General features: G+C 43.9%; 17 protein-coding genes and 1 riboswitch. Of the genes, 11 read left to right on the top strand and 6 right to left on the bottom strand.

Annotated elements, in window-relative coordinates:
• Positions 1–61 precede the first annotated feature (61 nt).
• Positions 62–1,354 carry an amino acid permease gene (locus ABXS78_RS13940; protein ID WP_366249946.1) on the top strand — a complete coding sequence of 431 codons (1,293 nt, stop codon included), beginning with the start codon at positions 62–64 and terminating at the stop codon, positions 1,352–1,354.
• Here the strand turns inward: ABXS78_RS13940 and ABXS78_RS13935 are convergent.
• Entirely contained in the window at positions 1,331–1,951 is a 621-nt protein-coding gene (locus tag ABXS78_RS13935) for a LysE family transporter (protein WP_366247698.1), read from the bottom strand. The genes ABXS78_RS13940 and ABXS78_RS13935 overlap by 24 nt on opposite strands.
• A 351-nt stretch (positions 1,952–2,302) precedes the next feature.
• Between ABXS78_RS13935 and ABXS78_RS13930 the strand changes: the two genes are divergently transcribed.
• On the top strand, positions 2,303–2,818 hold the full coding sequence (locus ABXS78_RS13930) for a sigma-70 family RNA polymerase sigma factor (protein WP_366247697.1): 516 nt from the start codon (positions 2,303–2,305) through the stop codon (positions 2,816–2,818).
• Positions 2,819–3,019: 201 nt separating this feature from the next.
• Positions 3,020–4,363, top strand: a complete 1,344-nt coding sequence (locus ABXS78_RS13925) for a UDP-glucose/GDP-mannose dehydrogenase family protein (protein WP_366247696.1) — start codon at positions 3,020–3,022, stop codon at positions 4,361–4,363.
• Positions 4,364–4,396: 33 nt separating this feature from the next.
• On the opposite strand, the gene ABXS78_RS13920 is transcribed toward ABXS78_RS13925, so the two are convergent.
• Complete coding sequence (locus tag ABXS78_RS13920; protein ID WP_366247695.1) at positions 4,397–5,386, bottom strand: helix-turn-helix domain-containing protein; 990 nt, start codon at positions 5,384–5,386, stop codon at positions 4,397–4,399.
• A 132-nt stretch (positions 5,387–5,518) separates the two neighbouring features.
• Here ABXS78_RS13920 and ABXS78_RS13915 point away from each other — a divergent pair, with 132 nt between their 5' ends.
• From ABXS78_RS13915 to ABXS78_RS13880, 8 genes are all read left to right on the top strand, one after another.
• Positions 5,519–6,424, top strand: coding sequence for an ROK family protein (locus tag ABXS78_RS13915; RefSeq protein WP_366247694.1), 906 nt, complete (start codon positions 5,519–5,521; stop codon positions 6,422–6,424).
• Positions 6,425–6,427: 3 nt separating this feature from the next.
• Positions 6,428–7,840, top strand: a complete 1,413-nt coding sequence (locus ABXS78_RS13910) for a 6-phospho-beta-glucosidase (RefSeq protein ID WP_366247693.1) — start codon at positions 6,428–6,430, stop codon at positions 7,838–7,840.
• A gap of 172 nt (positions 7,841–8,012) precedes the next feature.
• On the top strand, positions 8,013–10,550 hold the full coding sequence (locus ABXS78_RS13905; protein WP_366247692.1) for a LuxR C-terminal-related transcriptional regulator: 2,538 nt from the start codon (positions 8,013–8,015) through the stop codon (positions 10,548–10,550).
• A 90-nt stretch (positions 10,551–10,640) separates the two neighbouring features.
• Positions 10,641–11,039, top strand: coding sequence for a VOC family protein (locus ABXS78_RS13900; RefSeq protein ID WP_217973748.1), 399 nt, complete (start codon positions 10,641–10,643; stop codon positions 11,037–11,039).
• The gene (locus ABXS78_RS13895) at positions 11,036–11,731 is read left to right on the top strand and encodes a hypothetical protein (RefSeq protein WP_366247691.1); all 696 of its coding nucleotides are present in this window, start codon (positions 11,036–11,038) and stop codon (positions 11,729–11,731) included. Before ABXS78_RS13900 ends, ABXS78_RS13895 begins: the two co-directional genes overlap by 4 nt.
• A 106-nt stretch (positions 11,732–11,837) precedes the next feature.
• The gene (ppx, locus tag ABXS78_RS13890; protein WP_366247690.1) at positions 11,838–13,385 is read left to right on the top strand and encodes an exopolyphosphatase; all 1,548 of its coding nucleotides are present in this window, start codon (positions 11,838–11,840) and stop codon (positions 13,383–13,385) included.
• An 84-nt stretch (positions 13,386–13,469) separates the two neighbouring features.
• Entirely contained in the window at positions 13,470–15,587 is a 2,118-nt protein-coding gene (locus ABXS78_RS13885; protein WP_366247689.1) for an RNA degradosome polyphosphate kinase, read from the top strand.
• Between the two features lie 129 nt (positions 15,588–15,716).
• The gene (locus tag ABXS78_RS13880; RefSeq protein WP_366247688.1) at positions 15,717–16,379 is read left to right on the top strand and encodes a hypothetical protein; all 663 of its coding nucleotides are present in this window, start codon (positions 15,717–15,719) and stop codon (positions 16,377–16,379) included.
• Positions 16,380–16,389: 10 nt separating this feature from the next.
• Here the strand turns inward: ABXS78_RS13880 and ABXS78_RS13875 are convergent, their stop codons facing one another.
• From ABXS78_RS13875 to ABXS78_RS13860, 4 genes are all read right to left on the bottom strand, one after another.
• Positions 16,390–17,433, bottom strand: coding sequence for a hypothetical protein (locus ABXS78_RS13875; protein WP_366247687.1), 1,044 nt, complete (start codon positions 17,431–17,433; stop codon positions 16,390–16,392).
• On the bottom strand, positions 17,420–18,649 hold the full coding sequence (locus tag ABXS78_RS13870; RefSeq protein ID WP_366247686.1) for a glycosyltransferase: 1,230 nt from the start codon (positions 18,647–18,649) through the stop codon (positions 17,420–17,422). Before ABXS78_RS13870 ends, ABXS78_RS13875 begins: the two co-directional genes overlap by 14 nt.
• Positions 18,646–19,419 (bottom strand): hypothetical protein, encoded by a 774-nt coding sequence (locus tag ABXS78_RS13865; RefSeq protein ID WP_366247685.1) that lies wholly within the window; start codon positions 19,417–19,419, stop codon positions 18,646–18,648. The genes ABXS78_RS13870 and ABXS78_RS13865 overlap by 4 nt, the downstream gene beginning before the upstream one ends.
• Before the next feature lie 38 nt (positions 19,420–19,457).
• A riboswitch (cyclic di-GMP riboswitch) is annotated at positions 19,458–19,541 on the bottom strand.
• A gap of 40 nt (positions 19,542–19,581) precedes the next feature.
• The gene (locus tag ABXS78_RS13860; RefSeq protein WP_366247684.1) at positions 19,582–21,840 is read right to left on the bottom strand and encodes a glycosyltransferase family 2 protein; all 2,259 of its coding nucleotides are present in this window, start codon (positions 21,838–21,840) and stop codon (positions 19,582–19,584) included.
• Positions 21,841–21,853 lie beyond the last annotated feature (13 nt).

The following is a 21,853-nucleotide window of genomic DNA, read 5'->3' as shown; positions in this document are numbered from 1 at the left end:
AACGGACTTGAAAAAGCATCCAGGTAATAACGGGCAGGGCAAGACATCCAATACAGGCAATATGAAATGGTGGCAGCTGTCGCTTGTCGGGATTGGCTGTACGATTGGAACGGGGTATTTCCTTGGTTCGGTCATCGGCATCCATTTGACTGGTGCTTCCATTGTCATTTCTTTCGTAGCTGCCGCAATCGGCACATTGATTGTATTTTTATCATTGGCAAGAATGACTGCAAATGACCCGCAGGAAGGCTCATTCTGTTATTACGCAGGCAAAGCCTTCGGTGGTTGGGCGGCTTTTAGCTGCGGGTGGAGCTATTGGTGCTCGAATATATTGATTATGGGAAGTCAGCTGACGGCGATTTCGCTTTTGAGCCAGTTTTGGTTTGAAAAAATACCTCTATGGGTGTTTTCCACCATTTACGCTGTACTTGCAATTATTGTAGTCCTAACGGGTGCCAAGGGATTCAATAAGATGGAGAATATATTTGCGGTCGTCAAAACTGCAGCAATTACGATGTTTATTATATTGGCAGCACTTGTGTTATTTAACGTTATCTCTACAGAATCAACGTATAAGCCTTTTGAGGAGTCGTTCCTTCATGATGGATACAAAGGGCTATGGGCATCGCTGATTTATGCTTTTTATGCTTTTGGGGGTATTGAGGTTATCGGGATGATGTCCATGCAGTTGAAGAAGAAGGAAGAAGCCGCAAAGGCTGGGACAATTATGCTGATCGGACTGGCGATTTTTTATGTCGTTTCGTTGCTTTTGGCAATCAGCATGGTCAAGACGCATGATTTCAAGATGAATGAAAGTCCATTTGTTACGGCGCTATCGAAAACGCCGCTTGATTTCTTCCCGCATGTGTTTAATGCTGCTGTCATCATTGCTGGGTTCTCCACTTTATGTGCAGCACTTTTTGCGGTAACGAATCTGCTTGTCGTTTTGGCAAAAGACAAAGATGCGCCGCAGCTGTTTGCGAAGAAATTGAAATATAAAGATCTTCCTTTGGCTAGTATGCTGCTGGCGGCAGTAGGTCTGCTTGCCAGTATCATCACCGCTTTATTATTGCCCGGGAAAATATATGAGTACATCACCACGGCGGCAGGATTGCTGCTATTGTACAATTGGATGTTTATTCTGGCATCTGCCTGGAAGATTGAAAAGTTCAAGATGGGCAATAAGCTGGTGACGGTAATAGGAGGTATTCTGCTGCTCGCAGGAATCAGCGGAACAGCAGTCGAAGCGGAAGTACGTCCAGGCTTATATGTAAGTGCCGGCTTTGCGGTACTTATTCTTATTATCGGTATTTGGGTCAAACGGAAAAAATCAGAGCACACTCAAAATGCCTAAATAGCCAAAATAGATACCAAAACCAAGCAATGACATGCCAGAAACAAAGGTAATCAGCCGCAGCAGTCGATCATTCAGGAAACGACGCAGGCTGCTGGATAAAAGGGCGATTACATTATCCCATAGAAAAACACCTACAAAGATGCTGATTGTGTAAAGCAATAAATGATTTGACTCGCCTTGTTCGACTATCTTGGCAAGAACGGATCCATAAACGCCTACCCAAAACATAATGCTGATTGGATTTACGAGTGCAAGAAAGAAACCATATCGAAGTCCTTGCAGCGGCGCAACCGTCGTCATACTGGCTCGAGTCAAGGTCCGTGTTTTCAGAACGCTCTCGATACCAAGATAAAGGAAAACAAAGCTTCCGAAGAAGAAAAGAAAAGACTGGACGACCGGGATCATGATGACATGATAAAACCCAAGATATACAAGCAGCATATACAGGATATCTGCCAGCATGGCACCGAACCCGACAGATAGACTTTGCAGGAATCCCCCGCGGATTCCTTTTTCCATTTGAGCGGCATTGACTGGACCGACTGGCGCAGAGAGACTTACTCCTAACAATATATAATTGAGTATATTACCCATGCTTGGCCTCCTTTTGGCTGACTTGTACAGCCTATTCAGAGCGTTGGAAGGGTAGTCCATCTTTTTATTTTACAAATTATTAATACACTGTCTGAAAAACGCATTTCTTAATGGAAAATGCGTGTTTTCGTTTTGCTTCTTGAAAATGCGACAAATCCTGCAGTTAAGTTCCTGTAAAAACGAGCTGTTTATGCTTTAAGATGTCGAAGATGGTAAATTCACCCTTTTCTTGCAAAAGATACGATTATAAGACAGAATGGCATGGGATGAATAAATAGTCCTAAATATTGCATAAAGGAGGATAAGTATTCGTAAGCTGTTCTACCCAAAAACCAAAGGGAGTGGATGACATTGAAGGACATTCGCAATAACGATTTTAGTTTGATTCTGAACCAGTATAAAAATATGATTCATTATCATATCCACCGAATGCGTATTCGAGATCCGCACGATGAATTTCTGCAAGAAGGAATTATGGCATTGTTCCTCGCCTGGACCGGATATGATGAATCAAAAGGTGATTTTAACGCCTACGCCAACAGAACAATCCGCTTTCGCCTAATTGACCACCTCAGAAAAATCATCCGCGAAAAAGAAAAAACCGACCTCATCATCAATGAAGCCCACACAAAGGAACTCATCCAGCAAGAACTCGACTTAATCGAACAACAAGAATTCTGGAAGCGTGTCAAACATACACTCACTGATAAGCAATGGAAATGGGTGTACTGGTACATAATCCATGGTTATGCTGTGAAGGAAATCGCCGCAATCGAGCAGACTACGGAGGATGCAGTGAAGAACTGGGGAAAAGAAGTGAAACGCAAGCTGCGGGATTCTGCATTTATTCAGGATTGCAGAAAATAGTGAAAAAAAGCGAGGGGGCATCTTTATGCCCTCTTTACATTACAGTTAAAATTGTAAAATTCATGAAAAAATATCGTAAATAATAACCGCATATTGGATAATTTATAGTAAACTAGTATCATTATCTTTTAGAAAAAATTCGTTTTAGTTATAGCTTAGTAGAAGTGTTTGTACACCTCGAAACAAGAAGGGATCGTAAAAATGAAGAAAATTGCAATTGTTGGAACAGGATATGTAGGCTTAGTTACAGGAGTGGCACTTTCAGATGTAGGACATGATGTCACATGTGTGGATATCGATGAGACGAAGGTTGCCAAGATGAATCAAGGCTTGTCTCCAATCTATGAGCCAGGTCTAGCAGAATTAATGACCAAAAATATCGAAAGAGGCAATCTTCATTTCACGACTGACCACAGCATCGCATTCCATGATGCAGATGCTATCTATATTGCTGTCGGTACCCCAGAGAGAGCGGACGGTTCTGCTAACCTTGACTTTGTCCAGCAGGTAGCAAGGGATATCGCTGCTCATGTAACAGACAAAGGAGCAGTTGTCGTAACAAAGAGTACAGTGCCTGTCGGTACGAACAAGCTTGTGAAGCATTGGATTACAGAAGCTCTTGATCGTGATGTGCAGATTGAGGTTGTATCTAATCCGGAATTCCTTCGCGAAGGCTCTGCTGTACACGATACATATAATGGTGATCGTATCGTAATCGGTTCTGAGTCTGAAGAAGCAGCAGCTTTAATAGAAGAAATCAATAAACCATTTGGCGTACCGGTATTCCGTACGGATATCGAGAGTGCCGAAATGATTAAATATGCGTCCAATGCCTTCCTGGCAGCGAAAATAAGCTTTATCAATGAAATTGGTACGATTTGCGGTAAGCTAGGTGCCAACATTGAAGATGTTGCAAAAGGAATGGGTATGGATAAACGTATCGGTGATAAATTCCTGAATGCTGGAATCGGTTATGGCGGCTCTTGCTTCCCGAAAGATACAAAAGCACTTGTTCAGATTGCTGGAGATGTGAATCATACATTCGATTTGCTGGAATCCGTTATCAATGTAAATAACAAGCAGCAGCAAATTCCTGTTGATATGGCGCAAATGGTCGTACGCGGCGGATTGGAAGGCAAGAAAGTTGCCATGCTTGGTCTTGCATTCAAGCCGAATACCGACGATATGCGTGAATCAGCAAGCATTGTTCTTGCCCAGAAATTGACTGATCTTGGTGCAAACATCTCCGCATTTGATCCAATCGCTATGGACAATGCGAAGCGATTGCTTCCAGAGACTGTTCATTATGCTGCAAGTACTGAGGAAGCACTACAGGATGCTGACGTAGCGATCATCGTGACAGAGTGGGATGAGTTCAAGGATCTTCCGCTGACTGTGTTCGAACAGCAGATGAAACAGCCAATCGTTATCGATGGCCGTAACTGCTACCCCCTCAGCTATGTAGAAACAGCGAATATCGATTACTATTCTATCGGACGACCTTCTGTCATCCGTGCCAAAAAATCGAATCAGCCAGCAAACTAATTTAAAGCCGACAGCTTCTGCTGTCGGCTTTTTCTATGCCTGCTCCCGGAATTTCCGGGGTGTAAGGCCTGTATGTTTTTTGAATACTTTCGTGAAATAGCTTTGGTCATGGTACTGAAGCAAAGCACAAATATGCAGCAGAGAATGATCCGTCAGCCGCAGCAAGAGCTTGGCTTCCTCGATTCGAAGGTGCTGGATGTAGGTCCGTATGGGCATGCCGACTTCCTGTTTGAATCGAGCGGATAAATATGTCGGATTCATCTTTAGCATGTCAGCGAGCTGCTTCAGCGTGAGAACCTCGTAAAGATGCTGGTAGATATAATGGACGCAATGGGCGATCTTACGCGAATATGTTCCCGCCTTTATTTCGCCTACTTTTTCAGCAAATGTGCACAGTGCTTCAGTTTGGAGACGCACAAGTGCAGGCAAATCCTTCTTTTCCTCAATCTGCTGGATATACAAATCACTCATCGTAAAGGCAAGCTCAGGAGCCAGTCCGCCGTTAATGGCAGCGCGCGTGGCTAATGTGATTGCCGTTATAGCAAGGTTCTTCCGGTTTCGAACTGCATTCTGTTTCGCTAATGTCCCGCTGAGCTCGTCAGGAAAACTCTGCAGCTGTTCCTTGACGAGATCTGGCTTGCCGGCACGGATACAGTCGAAAAGCTTTTCCTCTAAATAAGGGTGATGGTGCAAATTGGTATTCTGTCTGTTTTCGGCAGACTGAATCATCGGCAGTTCAAAGGAGGGCTTTTGCAATGCGGCCGCATCCAGTTCGCGCTGGTAGAGCATGTAATAAGCGAGTGAGCCGATATCAATTAGCTTCTCCTTTGACAGGCTAGTTTCTGGTGCAGGACCAAGCTGCAGCATCCCGCCGTTATTTTCAAATGGTATGTAAAAAGAAAAGCCGGAAGCTTCTTCCTGTACATATGGAGAGCTAGAGGGTGCAGCTTCTGACTGATAGGTAACAGGTATAGAAAAAGTCTGTTGAAGCAATCGTGTGACGGTGGACCATTCGTTCGGCATACATAACCCCCATTGCAGAAAATAGAAAGTAACTACCAAAAAAACGAAATCAATACCAGAAATGTAATCGGTGTCATTATATCATAAATATGCAGGGGTTTTGTAATAGGACAACCGGAGGAGGTGCAGGGCATGTATCTTGTAGTCGACATCGGCGGAACTTTGGTTAAAACCGCTTTGATGGACAGAGGCGGCAAAATTATCAAAAAGGACAGCCGGCCGGCTTCCCGGGAAAATGTTGAAGCTTTCGATAAAATCTTGTTTGCCTGCATAGATGACATGTATCAGGAGGATGTACGAGGCATAGCTGTCAGTACGCCGGGAGCTGTCGATACAGACACTGGTGTTATCTATAATGGCGGATCCTTTCCTTTCCAGCATGGTGTGAACCTGAAAGAAAAACTCCAGAAGCGCTATGGTGTGACTATTGCGGTTGAAAATGATGGCCGCTGTGCAGCGCTCGCGGAGCTTTGGCTCGGCAGTCTCAAGGACAAGCGTGATGCTATCGTCTTAGTGCTTGGCAGCGGAGTGGGCGGCGGTATCCTAATGGATGGCAGTGTCCATCATGGCCGGAATCTGCTGGCAGGAGAACTGAGTTATGTGATGGAAGCAGTTGACGAGAAGTCAAAGAAAGCCACCTTCTTTGGAGGTACTGGTTCAGCAGTCAACATGATCAAACGTATCAATCAGGAAAAAGAAGTAGCGGATGTCACAGATGGAAAGAAGGCATTCGAATTCATCAATGCTGGCGATACGGCTGCGAATAAGATTTTTAATCAATTTTGCCAGAGCATCGCCGTACAGATTTTGAATCTCCAATATATTTTCGATCCAGAAGTGTTTGCCATTGGCGGCGGCATCAGTGCGCAGCCAATAGTGGTAGAACGAATTCAGCAAACTGTAAAAGAGTTAAAGCAAGCAAACCCGTTCCATGCAGCGGATCCAGCAATTGTCTGCTGCCATTATCAAAGTGATGCTAATTTATACGGTGCGCTATATCATTATTTAACGGAAAATGAAAAGACAGGGAGGAACTAAATCATGGCAGAAGTGAAAAAAGAATTTCCACAAGGTTTCCTATGGGGCGGCGCTGTTGCAGCCAATCAGCTGGAAGGTGCTTATCAAGAGGATGGCAAAGGGTTGTCTACTGCGGATGTGTCGCCGGACGGCATTATGTATCCAGCATCTGAGGATCCAGCCAAACTGAATCTATATCACGATGGAATCGACTTTTATCATCGCTACAAGGAAGATTTAGCACTGTTCGGTGAGCTTGGTTTCAAATGCTTCCGTACAAGCATCGCTTGGACGCGAATTTTCCCGAATGGTGATGATGCCGAGCCGAATGAAGCGGGCTTGAAATTTTATGACAATTTGTTCGATGAAATGCGCAAACAAGGCATGGAGCCTGTCGTTACCATCTCTCACTATGAGATGCCATTAAATTTAGTGAAAAAATATGGTGGCTGGCGCAATCGGGAAGTGATTGGCTTCTATGAGAAATTCGCCCGCACTGTGCTGGAGCGCTATAACGGCAAAGTGAAATACTGGATGACATTCAACGAAATCAATGTTGTGCTGCATGCACCATTCACTGGCGGCGGTTTGGTGTTCGAAGAGGGTGAGAACAAGCTGAACATTATGTATCAGGCTGCTCATCATCAATTCGTTGCAAGCGCATTGGCGGTTAAAGCATCTCATGAAATCAATCCGGAAGCACAAATTGGCTGTATGATCGCGTCTATGACGACGTACCCACTCACGCCGAATCCAGATGACGTATTCGCAGCCCTGGAGCAGGATCGCAAAACATTGCAGTTCTCAGATGTACAAGTACGTGGATATTATCCAACTTATATGAAGCGGTATTTTACTGAAAATGATATAGAGTTCGAGATTGCTGCTGGTGATGAGGAACTCATGCGCGAGCACACTGTCGACTATATTGGCTTCAGCTATTATATGAGCTTCATTGCGACCACAGATGAAGAAAAGCTGAAGGAAGCAGCAGCAGGAAACTTGATGACAGGGGTAAAAAACCCTTATCTCGAGTCTTCTGAATGGGGCTGGCAGATTGATCCTAAAGGATTGCGTACGACGCTGAATATTCTTTATGATCGCTACCAGAAGCCTTTGTTCATCGTTGAGAACGGCCTGGGTGCCGTGGATAAGGTCGAAGAAGACGGCAGCATTCAGGATGATTACCGTATCGATTATCTGCGTGCTCATATCGAGCAAATGCGGGAAGCTGTAGCTGATGGGGTTGATTTGATCGGCTATACGACTTGGGGACCGATTGACCTAGTCAGTGCTTCGACAGCGGAATTGAAGAAGCGTTATGGCTTTGTATACGTAGATCGTGACAACGAAGGCAATGGCACGTTGAAAAGAACGAAGAAGAAGAGTTTTGCCTGGTATCAGCGTGTAATCGCGACAAACGGACAAGAACTTTGATTTGTAAGGCACCTTGCTGCACAGCAGCGGGTGCCTTTTGGATTGTTGTGGAAATGTTTCCATTATACTACTACGATTTGTAATTATAGATACAAAAGTGCTAGATTGTGCCACCAAATTTCTACAAATTTTGCTATACTAATAGCAACTAAGATGAAAAAGGTTGATGGGGATGCGGGAACATGAAGCTAGCAGGAATGAAACGGCTGAATCTACTTTGAAAGTCGGTCAGATGAGAATAGAACGGATTAAGCCGGACAGTGTCTGGACAAAGATCGAAAAGTGCAAGCTGACGACGTTGACAGCTCCCTCTGGCTACGGCAAGACAACAATGCTCCAGGAATGGGCCGCACGGACTGATTTGGAAGTAGGCTGGATCAATCTAGAGGAAGAAGATATCCAGCGCGTCGCTTTCTGGAAGAAGGCAATCTTACATATGCCTGGTCTGCCAGATCAGGAACGAAAAAAACTATTGGATATCATTCAATCCGCTTCTTACTCGCCGACACATTTCATTGCCACATGGTGTGCTTATTTGCGTGAGCATCATGTGGCTGGTGCACTGATCATTGATGATTTTCATCTGATGACAAATTCCAATGAACTGTATGAATTGACTTCATTACTAGAAGAAATGCCAGACACTTTTCACATTATAGTATCGGGGCAGACTTTTCCGGGTCTTTCGATGAAACGGCTGCTGCGGCAGAGGCAAGTACTTCAGATTACGAAGCGGGATCTCATCTTCACAGAGGAAGAGATTGAGACTTATATCCGAAATCATTTGCACAAGGAGCCAACGGAGGCTGCTGTTCAAAATATTCTGCAGCAGACAAATGGGTGGGCTGCCGGTCTTCAGCTTATCCACATGTATGAGCAGTTCCAGGAGGATTACTCCGAGCTCCAGTTTTCAAATATTGTGGTTGCAAGGCAGCTGATTCAGGAAATCGTTCATAGCCTTCCTGAGAATGAGCGGACCTATCTGCTCAGCACTTCTATTTTGAATACGATGCACGTCCGGTTATGTGATTATATTGTAGGCACAAGACGTGGCCGGGTAATCATGCGTCGGCTAAGGACACAAGGATTGCTCATCGAGAGTCAGGAGGAGCCAGGCTGGTTCTCCTACAATAAGCACTTCCGCACTTACCTGAAAGAAATGCTCGATATGCAGACAACAGACGTTAATGACTTGTACATTCGGGCTAGCGAATGGTACGAGAACGAAGAAATGCTGCTCATGGCTATCCAATACGCATGGAAAGCAGGAGACCTGGAGCGTGTCAAACAGCTTTTGATCAAAACAGCTCCGCTGCTGCTGCAGGAAGGACGTGTGGACCAGCTGCAGGAATGGATCGGTAAACTGCCGCGAAAGTTTATTTATCAGCTGGAATTAGGGATCATTTATGGCTGGGTGCAATGCCTGCGCTTTCAGCCGAAGCTCGCACAGCGCCATGCATATATGATGGAAGAACAGCTGCTGCGCCGGGAACTACAGCTTTCCGAAGAAGAAGAAAAGAGGCATTTTGCCGATTTGTATACCTTGAAAAGTTTTATTTCCTTATTAGAGGATGATGCCAGGGGGGCAATGGATCATGCTAGCAAGGCATTAGTGTACAGTGCGAACTCTAGCAGATACTTTTCCCATTCGGTTGATTATAATCGTCACGATGCCACTATTCTTCATTCCCCTCTAGGTGGAGGTGGTGATTTACGTGGTGTTCAGCGCTTATACGAAGCTTTGGGACATACAGTTTCGAAAGAGTCTGTGTTCAGCGGCTATTATCACTTGAGCATGGCCGAGCTTTACTACGAATGGGGTATGGCTAGCAAAGTGAAAATTCATTTGGAACAAGCATCGATTATTGCTGACTTGTTTGGACTGCCAGGTCTGCTCGTACCTACATATATTCTAAAAGCACGTCATGAAATCGAACAGCAAGGTGATGCTCAATCAGCCAAAGCTACGCTTCATGCGCTAAAGGATATGCTCACGCGGAGCAATGCTTCAGCAGATTGGTTCAAGAAAGCAGAGGCGGCAAGAATTCGTATCGCAATTCATCAAGGTGATACAAAGCGAATTCAAAATTGGCTTTCTCTTTTCGTTCTTCAAGAGCCTCCAATGCAGCAGAAAAGTCTATTTGAATACATCACACTTGTGTGGGCTTACGCTGCGCTGGGTGAAGCAGAAAAGGCGCAGAGCTATATCCAAAAGCTGCTGCCACTCGTCAAATTCGGTCATCGGATAAGTGCAGAAATCGAATTGTACATCATTCAAGCGGTGCTGCTGTATCCAACTGAACGTGAGCAAGCATTGCAAGTTATGAGTGATGCACTGCATCTCAGCGCCGATCATAAATATTTGCGTACGTATTGGAAAAACGGCGATACAGTGCGCGACATGCTGAACGAACTGATGGATACAGAGAAAGTACCGAAGAAACATCGGAAATACGTTGAACAGATCTTGGCGTACTGGTGGGAAGAGACAACAGAGCAGAAACTGCAAAACAAGCTGACAAACAGGGAGCTGCAGCTTATCTATCATCTTCAGCTTGGCAAACGGAATAATGAGATAGCGGAGGAGCTGGACTTATCACTTGGTACGGTAAAAGTGTATTTTCACCGAATCTATGAAAAGCTTGGTGTGAAAAATCGTAAGCAGGCAAAGGAATTGGCAGCAGGTCTTGATTTTTCCGACATTTTGTAAAGAAGCAAATGATTTTGTGGAATGGTGCTGAATAGTGGAATTAATTGTAGTAGAATGGAAGAAATGGAAATGCGGGAAGGGGGCAGCACTGTGCTGCAGGCTTTGCATCATATTGCAATCATTTGCTCGGACTATACAGAATCCAAGCGATTTTATACAGAGATATTAGGCTTACAAGTAATTCGGGAAGTATATCGGGAAGAACGAGATTCCTATAAACTCGATCTTGCTTTGGGAGATACATATATTATCGAATTGTTCTCCTTCCCGAATCCCCCAGCACGGCCTAGTTATCCAGAAGCAGCTGGACTGCGGCATCTTGCTTTCACAGTAGATGATGTCGAAAAGGAAGTAACACGACTTCAAGCAATGGGTGTGAAGACAGAACCTGTCCGAATTGATCCTTTCACAGAGAAAGCATTTACTTTCTTCCAGGATCCAGACGGATTGCCGATTGAACTGTATGAAGAGGAGGCTGCCGAAAAGTGAAAAAGGAGACGCTGCTGATCGGGACATTCATCCTTTTCCTTGGTATTGCAGTCTCGGCTTTCTTCTATGTCCAGAACAAATCTGTGACAAGCAGTTCCCTTAAGGCGAATGAGCAAAAAGAGCAGTCTTATGCCGCTAAATCAAAGCTAACAGAAGAACCGAAAGAAGTGAAAATCGAGCATATCGATGGAGAGTTTGCCCTCCAGAAAGAAATGATTGCAGTGGAGGAAGAAGAAGTTGCTGAATTAGAGTCTGAAACGGAAGAAGTTCAGACAACTGAAGAACCAGTGGTTACAGAAGATGAAACAGAGTCCGGTTTTAGCTCTGATTCTACTTATCAAACACCTGGATCAAGCTACACTGCGCCATCAAGCAGCACATCTGGCAGCAGTTCATCCAGTTACAGTGGAAGCAGCTCCAGCAGGTATAGTGGAGGATCTTCCAGTGGAGGATCATCTAGTGGTTCAGGTGGGGGGGCTTCTTCTGGAGAAACGGATGCAGAGAAAGAGAATGATAGTAATACTGCACCGTCAAAAGAAGAGGATAAACCTGCAGATAAACCGAAACCAAATCCGAAGCCTCCTGCAGCGGAAGAACCAGAAGAGGACCCAGTACCGGAACAAGACTCCGAACAACCAGAAAACCCTTCAGATGATGCGGATGAAAAGGAAGAAATAGAAGCAGTAGGATAAATCAGACAGTCGCACAATTGTGCGGCTTTTCTTTTAGGGACAATGTTATGCCAGCTCCATTTTGGGTAATATGGAGAGAAAGGATTTCGACGTGAGGGGACTTGTTATGAATACAAAGTATTATGCCATTATAGATATCGGATCGAATACGATGCGCCTTGTCGTGTATTTGCGTGACAAGAGCGGCAGAATCAAAGAAAAAGAGAATGTGAAGGTTGTCGCGCGTCTGCGCAATTATTTGACTGCTGATGGAGTCCTGGACGAAAAGGGAATCCAGACATTGATTAAAACATTGCACAGCTTCCAGGAAGTGACACGCTTTTATGAGCTGGAATCCACAACATGTGTGGCAACAGCTACCGTTCGACATGCGAAGAACCAACAGGAAATAGTAGAACAGGTAGATAAAGAAACAGACTTTACTATCAGGGTCCTATCAGACTATGAAGAAGCATATCTCGGTTATATGGCTGTGGCGAACAGTACACCGTTTCGGGATGGTATAACCATCGATATCGGTGGCGGCAGCACGGAGGTGACGTATTTCGAGAATCGCAAGCTGCTAAACTATCATAGTTTCCCATTTGGAGCTTTATCTCTGAAGCGGCAATTTGTAGCAGGAGAGAAGCCGACGGAGGAAGAACTGGAGCATATCCATACATTTGTATGTGAGCAGCTGCAAACATTGGAATGGCTGCTGGATAAACAGCTGCCAATCCTCGCAATTGGCGGAAGTGCTCGGAATGTCGTCCAGATGCATCAGGAAAAAGTCGGTTATCCACTGGCTGGATTGCATCAATATAAGATGAAGAAGCAAGATATCGAAAACATGGAATCAGAGCTTGCTCCGCTCAGCTTTGCCGAGCTGCAGAAGGTGGATGGTCTGTCAAAGGATAGAGCTGATATCATTTTGCCGGCAATACAGGTGTTCCGCTGCTTGCTTGATATCGTAGGAACAACAGATTTTGTTCTCAGCCGAAAAGGATTGCGGGATGGATTGTTGTATGAAGTGCTGCATCGCCGTAATGAAATGATATTATTCACAGACGTACAGGAACGAAGCTTCGAGGAGCTGGCGAAGGACTTCGAGATTGATCGAACACATGCACTGCAGCGGCAAAAAACAGCTGTATTGCTGGCGGAGCTAGTGGAGACAACAGGGCTGGTAGAATTGAATGACCATGATAAGTTTCTCGTGAAGTATGCTGCTTATGTTTATAATGTCGGAGCGTATATTGATACAGAATCCGGAAATCAGCACACGTTCTACTTGTTGGCGAATCGGACAATCGATGGCTTGCTTCATAAAGATCGAATCATTCTGGCATTACTCGCTTCCTTCAAGAATAAATCTTTCTATAATCGTAACGCAGAAGTATTCAAGTCCTGGTTCAAGGAAGAGGAGCTTGCACATTACCGGCTGCTGGGAGCTATTATCAAACTGGCAAGCAGCTTGCATGCTACGAAACGGAATATTGTGGCTGACATCGACTTGCAGGAGGATGGAGACGATCTTCTGCTTACTGTAATATGTAACAAAGACTGGCGTGCAGAATGGTATCAAGTGGAAAAACAGAAAAAACATCTGGAAAAACAGCTGAGACGAAATATAGGGCTGTTTTTCCGTGAAGATACTCATTTCCATATAAGTTGAAATTTACAATAACTTCATAATCTCTTTTTTTACTGACTGATATACTAGAAGTGAAGAATACTGTCGAAAAGTGGTGCATGGAAATTGAGAACTGAGGAACAGCTGCGGGTTGATCTGAATAACCCGAAAAATTACAATAACCGAGAGTTGAGCTGGCTTGCATTTAATGAACGAGTGCTGGAGGAAGCGCTTGATGAGCGCAACCCTTTGTTGGAAAGGCTAAAGTTCCTGTCGATTTTCAGTTTTAATCTGGATGAGTTTTTCATGGTGCGCGTGGCTGGTTTGAAGGATCAGGTGAAAGCTGGATTCAACCGGCCGGAAAATAAAGCTGGTATGACACCAAAACAGCAGCTTCAAAAAATTGGAGCAAAGGCGCATCGTCTCGTGGAGATGCAGAACAGTGTATTCCAGGATGTGATTATCCCGGAGTTGAAAGAAGAGAAAGTAGAATTATTGAACATGGAGCAGCTGTCCAGTGCCCAGCTGCTTCGTCTGGAAACGTATTTTGAAGAAGAAATATTCCCTGTACTTACGCCGATGGCAGTGGATGCTTATCGTCCGTTTCCAATGCTTCTAAACAAAAGTCTGAATCTGGCTGTCTCCTTATTGGACGAGCATGAGATGGATGAAGCTGCTCAGCAGAAGACAGCCATCGTGCAGGTGCCGGCTGTTCTGGACCGCTTTATTCAGCTGGAGGATACAAGGGAAGATGAACTCCATTTTGTTCTCCTGGAAGATATCATCAGTCACTACATTTATAAGCTATTCCGCGGATACCAAATTAAATCTGTGACAGTTTTCCGTATCACACGGAATGCTGACATGACGATTCATGAAGAAGGCGCCCGGGATTTATTGAAGGAAATAGAAAAAGAGCTCAAGAAACGTAAATGGGGAGCAGCTATCCGGCTGGAGATCCCAAAACAAGAGTATGACTACAAAATGATCACCTTCCTGACAGAGACACTGGATATCCATCGGAAGGATGTCTATGAGATTGATGGACCGATCGACATGACGCGAATGATGCAGTTCTACAAGCTTGTTGCAGCAAAACGGGAGCATCTAGTTTATGAGACGCTCATCCCGCAGCCGCCTGCTGAAATCGGAACAGATGAGAATTTATTTGATGCTATCAATGATCGGGATATATTCCTGCATCATCCGTATGAATCATTCGAGCCTATTGTTGATTTCGTTTCAAAAGCAGCAGATGATCCCGATGTGCTGGCGATTAAGCAGACGCTTTACCGAGTGAGCGGCGATTCGCCTATTATTGATGCGTTAAAGCGTGCAGCAGAAAAAGGGAAACAGGTTACCGTGCTGTTCGAGCTGAAAGCACGCTTTGATGAGGAAAATAATGTACAGTGGGCAAAGGAACTGGAAAAGTCCGGCTGTCACGTTATCTATGGTATGACGCATCTGAAGACGCACAGCAAGATAACACTTGTCGTGCGGAAGAAGCATAATCGAATTGAGCGCTTTGTTCATCTTGGCACAGGGAACTATAATGATCAGACGGCCAAGCTGTATACAGACATGGGGCTGTTTACCTCCAAGCGGAAATTCGGCATTGATGCGACTAACTTTTTCAATTACTTAAGCGGCTATACTGAGAAACCGACCTTCCATCATCTGTCGGTAGCTCCATTTGATATCCGGTCAGATATGATCAGTATGATTGATGAAGAGATTCGCTTACATAAACGGTATGGTAACGGGCGAATTATCATGAAAATGAACTCGATCACCGATAAGCCAATCATTCAGAAGCTATATGAAGCTTCCATCGCCGGTGTCAAGATCGATTTAATCATCCGAGGCATTTGCTGCCTGCGTCCTGGAATCAAGGGTGTGAGCGATAATATACGTGTACGGAGTATTGTCGGCAGATATTTGGAGCATACGCGAATCTATTATTTCCATCATAATGGGGAGGAAAAGATACAGCTTTCCTCAGCTGATATGATGACAAGGAATATGGAGAAGCGGGTGGAAATCCTTTTCCCGATATTCGACGGACCTATCAAGCGACGAATCCGGGACATCCTGGATGTCATGCTAAAGGATAATAGCAAGGCAAGAGAGCAGGATGAAAACGGAGTCTATCATTATGTAACAAGAGGCGATCAGGAAGAGCTGATAGATTGCCAGCTGATATTGTTTAATGAAGCTTATCGTGTGATGGAAGATGAGGAATGAGGATAGGACGCAATCAGCGTCCTATTTTTTTGCTTTTCGACAGAATCTGCTGGGAATTATTGCTATAATGGACTCTAGCAATCTTAAACTGGAAATTCATTCTAGCAGTCTAGCAGAGGAGTGGAAGCAGTGAAGGCATTTTTTATAACATTATTATGTATTTGTGTACTTGCAATAACAGGTACTGGCATCTACTTCTTCCTATCTCAGGAAGAAAACGATACAGCCAGCGGGAAAGAAAATGAGGCACCGCAGCAGGAACAATTGCCAGCTGAAATGCCGGAAGATAAACAATTGAAGCCAGTAGAGAAAGGAGATGGGGCATCCAAGCTGGAAGAACTTTCTGGCGATACAAAGGATTTCCTGTCTACGTTCACATACGACGTCTATGATGAACAAGTTGCCTATCAGAATGAAGAGCTGGTCAAACAAATCATCAGTGACCAGCATGCATATTTGAATGATCTCACTGGCTGGGGACACATCGATAATGTAGATATCGACTATCTGGCTCAATCAGAGGAATGGCAGCAGCTGCAGAAGGATGTCGAAAGGCTGCGAACAGAAGGCTTTGCTCCATCAGAAGCTGTAAACGATATGTGGAACACTGAAGCGTTCATGCGAATCGCAACAGACAGCGCGGACCTGAACAGTCTGCGTTATGTGCATCGGATTTTTCATGATATGGACGCAGAAATCAATGGAGCAGAAGTGGATAAAATTTGGGGGGCAACGCGTGCGTTTGGTGCTGAAACAGAGACGCAGGAGCTGTATGCATATATTAAAGGATAAAAAAAAGCAGTCAACGACTGCTTTTTTGTTCTTTATATAGTGTTGCTGCATAAGAAGCATACATATAATCAAAAAAATGGATATCATTGTAATTTGGGTCAGCCTGCAAGGGTGATTGTTTCTGCAGCTGGCTATATAGAGTCTTGGACATTTGCTGATCATCTACTGTTAAACTATAAATCAAAGCAAGCGCATATACAGCACTAGATTCATAATTAACTACGGGCTTGCCGGTGTTACGGTTATAGCTTCCATATAATATACCATTATTTTGCATTTGAGTTTGAACCCAATCATGAAAACTTTTCGGTTTTTCATGTGTACTTTCTGCATACTGAATAGCAATCAAGAATTGATCAATCATATTTACCGTCTCTGCATTTGCTGTTTGGTAGCTATTGTTTTCCGGGTTGTAGATTTCATTGAAAAAAATCTTGTCTGTCAGGCCATCTGACAAGATTTGCTTGTATCTAGGTAATTTGGAAGCTTGCAGCTTCTCCAGAACATCATAATCTATATAACTGAGATGAATCTCGGATGTTCTTTGTTGTGATGACCAATCATAGAAATCAACGATTAAACCATTAACAGTTTGTGTTTTATTCATTGTATCCCATATCTGTCCTGCAAAATTAGTGTAAGAGGAATTATGAAACTGTTCTCCCCCTCTTAGCAGTGTTCTTATTATCCGGTAATCGTCTACTGAAGCATTTGCAGTTACATCTTCTTCAAGCTGCCACTTTAGAAAGATGCCCTCATTGGTATTGACTGTGAAGTTAGATTGAAGCAGGAGAAACTGCTCCTCAAATTCTTGGCTATCTCCGACTAGGAGTAAATATTCCATGTATTGCCCGAGGCTTTCAAGAAGGATAGGACTAGTGTCGCGTTCTCCATCTCCATAGCTAGCAATGAAACCTTCTTTGTTCTTGTATTGTTGTTTGACGGTACTAGTAACTGTTTCCTGGTCAACAGAAGAAGAGAAATTTAAAAACAGAAGAAGGCTACAAATCAGCAGCAAAAGTATTTTAGCAACATAACTTTTATGCTGCATCATCCTTAAACCTTTCTGTTTTATCCCACTTAATAGTTTGCTTCGTCAGCCTGCTCCATATATAAGAAAGTCCACTTCGTAAAAGCAATAACAGGAAGATCTGAGCATAAGTGAAATACATGATTAAGCCGATAAGTACATTAAATGGTGTAATTGTCCTTTCAAGCACCATTGCACTGACAACCTGAGCAGTATAGACTACATAGCTCATAAACCAGAACAACAGCAAAGGAGATTCAAAATCGGGCAGGTTGACTCCTAGTAAGCTTAGAATGAACCATGTATTTGAAAATAGCAGCATTAATACAAATAATAAATAAGTCAAAACATGCTGGAAGCTATGGACAAACGTCTTTCCTTTCCAATAACTCCATTCATGAAACGATTTCTCCAATAGATAGATATTACCTGTCAGCCATCTTGTACGCTGTCTGACAAAGATACTAATCTTTTCTGGTTCCTGTTCCCATGTTCTCGAGTGGTGAACAACAGGTAATTTCCACCCTAAAGCCGTCAGCCTAACAGTAAGTTCTGCATCCTCGGCAAGAGCATACAGGTCATACCCCCCAGCTTCTTGCAGAACACTTCTTCGAAGCAGCATGTTCGTTCCTGCCAGGGAACCTGTTTTAAACATCTTCCATCGACCACTTTGCATTAATAGCTGAAAGACCTGAAATTCGATCGAGATCATTCTGGTCAATACATTTCGGTCTGCATTGATAGTCTTAACATATCCTACTGCTCCCCCAGCGTCAGGAGTACGTTCTGCAGCGTGAATCAATTCCAACACACTGTCTTCAGCGGGCTGATTATCTGCATCAAAGACAATGAAATAATCGGATGTCGTTACAGATAACCCATAATTAAGTACTCTTGATTTTCCTTTCGGAGACCCAGGAGGGACTTTTAAATAATGTATACGGGAGAAAGTACTGCTGAATTTTTGAATGATCTCGGCTGTGTCATCTGTAGAGGAATCATCCAAAACATAGACATCCAATGCTCCTGGGTATTTTAGTCGAATCATGGCTTCTAAAGTCTGCTTTATCACGACTCCTTCATTATGCGCAGGAATTAAAACAGCAATAGAAGGATAGGACGGTAAAGTAATTTCTTCTTTCCTTTTCAATCGCTGTAAAACGCCGGCGATTGTAAGAATGGAATAATAGATGAGTAGAATCCAGAAAAAGGCCATAACTGCTACTAGAATAATCTTCATCCTGCTGCTCCTTTGAATGGCTGGGTTATCTCTAAGATAGATTCTATCTCTTCCTCCAGTACAGTTTCACATATGAGAGGAGGATCAATTAGATTAAATTGATTCCGAAGTTTACCCATCAATCTGTCAATTACGATTTGACACCCTGCTTCATTGGTGTTCTGAAGGAAGATAAGGAATTGCTCTTCTTTTACTTGTGTGACTAAGTCGAATTCGGCGCGTATCGAGCTTAAAATCCCCTCACTTACAATGTGGGAAATAGAGTTTGTTGTTTCTAGCACTTTATCAGGAGTAACGATGGAAGCAAAAACATAATAATTTTGTTCATTACGTCGTTTCGTCCCGGTCGAAATCAACTTCACACGACTCTTAAATTCAGTCAAAGTTAGTAATTGGGAAGAACCAGCATATTTTTCAAGTGCTTGGATCTTCTCTTTTAATGCTATATTTTCGTTACGATAGCGTGATGTTATTCCATAGGTAAGCCAAATTAAAACCATACTAACAGTTACGAGAATATGGCGAAGCAAATAATAAACCTGTTCTGTCAAAGATGCATGCGTGAATAATGCATAGAAAAGTAGAAAGAAACCAAAAGAAAGACTAAGCATAAGCAACGTGATAAATTGTCTGGCAAAGCTTCCGGCGTGGATGGAAAAAATGGCTAAAAGCAGAATTGAACCATCGGTCAAAGGAATAGAGGACGATGCTGTAAAGGATAATGCCATAAAACTACATAAAAGAAATGTCAACAAGATCCGGAGTTGCATGTAAAACCTACTTTCTTATTCAAAATAAAAAACAACCGCCAATAAAATGGCGGTTGCACTAGTAGCTCTTCTTTACCCAAGTGCCCACATACAGATAAAGAGTCGAAGCTTCATTTTCTATTGTCATAATATATCATTTATTGTTTAGATGTCCATATTTATTTACGCAGTATCCGATTCAGCTGTCTCGGTCAGGAATCGCAAACCTGCTAAATATTTTCGTCCGCGTTTTTGCACCCATTGGACACGTACATCACTTTCGCGGAAGCTGTTGTGATTGGCGTGCAGACGCAGTACTTGACCTGGTTTAATCGGTTTCTTCAGTTCGATTTGGCAGCCGCTCAGACTGTAATCAATAAGAGTGGTTTCTATTTTACCAGTATCAGCAAAATAGAGGACGCCAGGAACCGAGATTGTTTCCCTGATGCTCTGCCGCTCGGATTGTTTTGGTTCGACTTGTGTTTGACGGAAGAAGCGGGAAACTGCATGCAATAGTGTTGAATTTACATATTCCCTGCTCGTATATATGTCTGGTGCATCGACGAACAGGAGTTTGATAAGGGCACGGTACTGTTCCTGCGTGACATCCTGGAAGGATACGCCTGCATAATAGCTTTTTCCTTGCTGGGAAACCCAATGCTTGTGAAGCTTCAAGCCTTGCAGCGGACCTGAGGAAAGCGTCAGCGGACTTCCGGCTGACAGCAGATGGGCTGCTTTTGCATCAAGCAGTTCCAGCCTTGCGCCATATTCGCTTAAGTCAATGATTCGTATGGGATGCTTCTTCTCATCAAGACTATTCAGAAGCTCTGCTTCCAGCGTCACATCAAAGCGCTCTGCTTCTCGGAAGCGCGGCCGTTCCACCGAAATGATCAAAGCCATGACAAGTGCGACAGCATTGTATAGCACCCAGAAAATATTGATATAGAGCATTTCGACATTTTCGTAAATCTGTATAGGGGTAAACAAATCTATTCCGATCATAATCATACTAGCAATGCTCATTGCAAGCAGAATCACATATGGTGTGCTTGTCCGCCAGAGAAAATGCCGGCGATTATTCACTATTCCTTTGCGGGTAACATTGAATTTGATCGATTTTCGGAAGAATAGTTCCGTTAGAACAGATACAGCCATGTAAGGGGCGAGTGCCACCTCATAAATGTGACTCCAAATCGTCGTCCTTTTGTTATCTGCCATGCGGCGGAACGCGAGCTGTGACGATAGGAACGCCGGCAGCCAGAACAGCAATAGAGTCGAGAAATCGGTTTGCAGACTATAGATGGAGAACAGCAGGAACAGCAATGGTGCCAGTAAATACACCATCTTATAGATACCGAAGAACCAATAATGTATTCCATCCATGTACAGCAAGCGCTGCATGAAGCTCAGACCTTTGATTGTGAGCGGATTCCATTTACGGATGACTTGGATATTGCCTCGGCACCAGCGGTCGCGCTGCTTTAGAAGGTCGGCGTACGTTTCAGGGGATAAGCCAACAGCTAATGCTTCATTCACAAAGACTGTTTTTTGCCCATTTGTCTGGAGAAGCATGCCTGTTGCCATATCCTCGGTTATGACGCCCGTTGCGAAACCCCCGATTTCCTCCAATGCAGTTCGGCGGAACAAAGCATTGCTTCCGACATACATCGTTGCATTGAAGCGATCCTTTCCTTCCTCCAAACGGCGCATGAAGAAGTCTTGTTCATTCGTAATATTATCCTCGAAGAACAGATTGTACTGGAATGCGTCTGCATTATAGAATACTTGCGGTGCCTGGACGAATGAGACTTTATTATCGGTAAAGTAGCCGAGCGTGCGTTCAAGGAAATTGGCGCGCGGTACCATATCAGCATCCATCGTGACGATGATCTCGCCGTCTGTTTTAGTCATCGCATGGTTCAGATTCCCGGCTTTTTGATGCTTATTATCCGGTCGATCTAAATAGTAAGCACCCATGGATTCAGTCAATTGCCGGATATCTGCTCGTCTTCCATCATCGCAGACATAGACCTTGAGCTTGTCCTGCGGATAAGTCATCATTTGGCTCGCTGCAATCGTCCGCTTTAGAAGATCTGCTGGTTCATTGTAAGTGGCAATATATACATCGACTGTCGGCAGTTCCTTGAATTCCGAAAGCGGAATGGTTTTCCGCCTGAACGGCTTCCAGGAGAGGATGGTGAAAACGACGGATTGTAAAAATCCAGCCCATTCCGTCACCAGCAGCAGGATTCCGACTATCAGACTGAGTATCCCGACTGTCGGCAATGTGAATGCCGTCCGCCAAATCAAGTAGACAAGGTTGATACCAAGAAAGGCAGCCAGCAGCAAATACTTAGCAGCTAGATGTTTCCGGGCCAACCCATATAGAACGAGCAGAATGACTGTGGAAGCGATTAGCCAAATGATTTCTGAAGTTTGCATGATGTATCACTTC

Source organism: Terribacillus aidingensis, from assembly GCF_040703035.1.
Classification (GTDB): domain Bacteria; phylum Bacillota; class Bacilli; order Bacillales; family Amphibacillaceae; genus Terribacillus.
Note: the sequence above shows the minus strand (reverse complement) of the source record. Positions and strands in the feature narration are given on the sequence as shown.

Coding starts and splice junctions, on each gene's coding strand:
- ppx (WP_366247690.1), top strand. CDS start 11,838: ATGAATACAAAGTATTATGCCATTATAGATATCGGATCGAATACGATG.
- ABXS78_RS13910 (WP_366247693.1), top strand. CDS start 6,428: ATGGCAGAAGTGAAAAAAGAATTTCCACAAGGTTTCCTATGGGGCGGC.
- ABXS78_RS13860 (WP_366247684.1), bottom strand. CDS start 21,840: ATGCAAACTTCAGAAATCATTTGGCTAATCGCTTCCACAGTCATTCTG.
- ABXS78_RS13935 (WP_366247698.1), bottom strand. CDS start 1,951: ATGGGTAATATACTCAATTATATATTGTTAGGAGTAAGTCTCTCTGCG.
- ABXS78_RS13905 (WP_366247692.1), top strand. CDS start 8,013: ATGCGGGAACATGAAGCTAGCAGGAATGAAACGGCTGAATCTACTTTG.
- ABXS78_RS13940 (WP_366249946.1), top strand. CDS start 62: ATGAAATGGTGGCAGCTGTCGCTTGTCGGGATTGGCTGTACGATTGGA.
- ABXS78_RS13920 (WP_366247695.1), bottom strand. CDS start 5,386: ATGCCGAACGAATGGTCCACCGTCACACGATTGCTTCAACAGACTTTT.
- ABXS78_RS13925 (WP_366247696.1), top strand. CDS start 3,020: ATGAAGAAAATTGCAATTGTTGGAACAGGATATGTAGGCTTAGTTACA.
- ABXS78_RS13865 (WP_366247685.1), bottom strand. CDS start 19,419: ATGCAACTCCGGATCTTGTTGACATTTCTTTTATGTAGTTTTATGGCA.
- ABXS78_RS13870 (WP_366247686.1), bottom strand. CDS start 18,649: ATGAAGATTATTCTAGTAGCAGTTATGGCCTTTTTCTGGATTCTACTC.
- ABXS78_RS13875 (WP_366247687.1), bottom strand. CDS start 17,433: ATGATGCAGCATAAAAGTTATGTTGCTAAAATACTTTTGCTGCTGATT.
- ABXS78_RS13915 (WP_366247694.1), top strand. CDS start 5,519: ATGTATCTTGTAGTCGACATCGGCGGAACTTTGGTTAAAACCGCTTTG.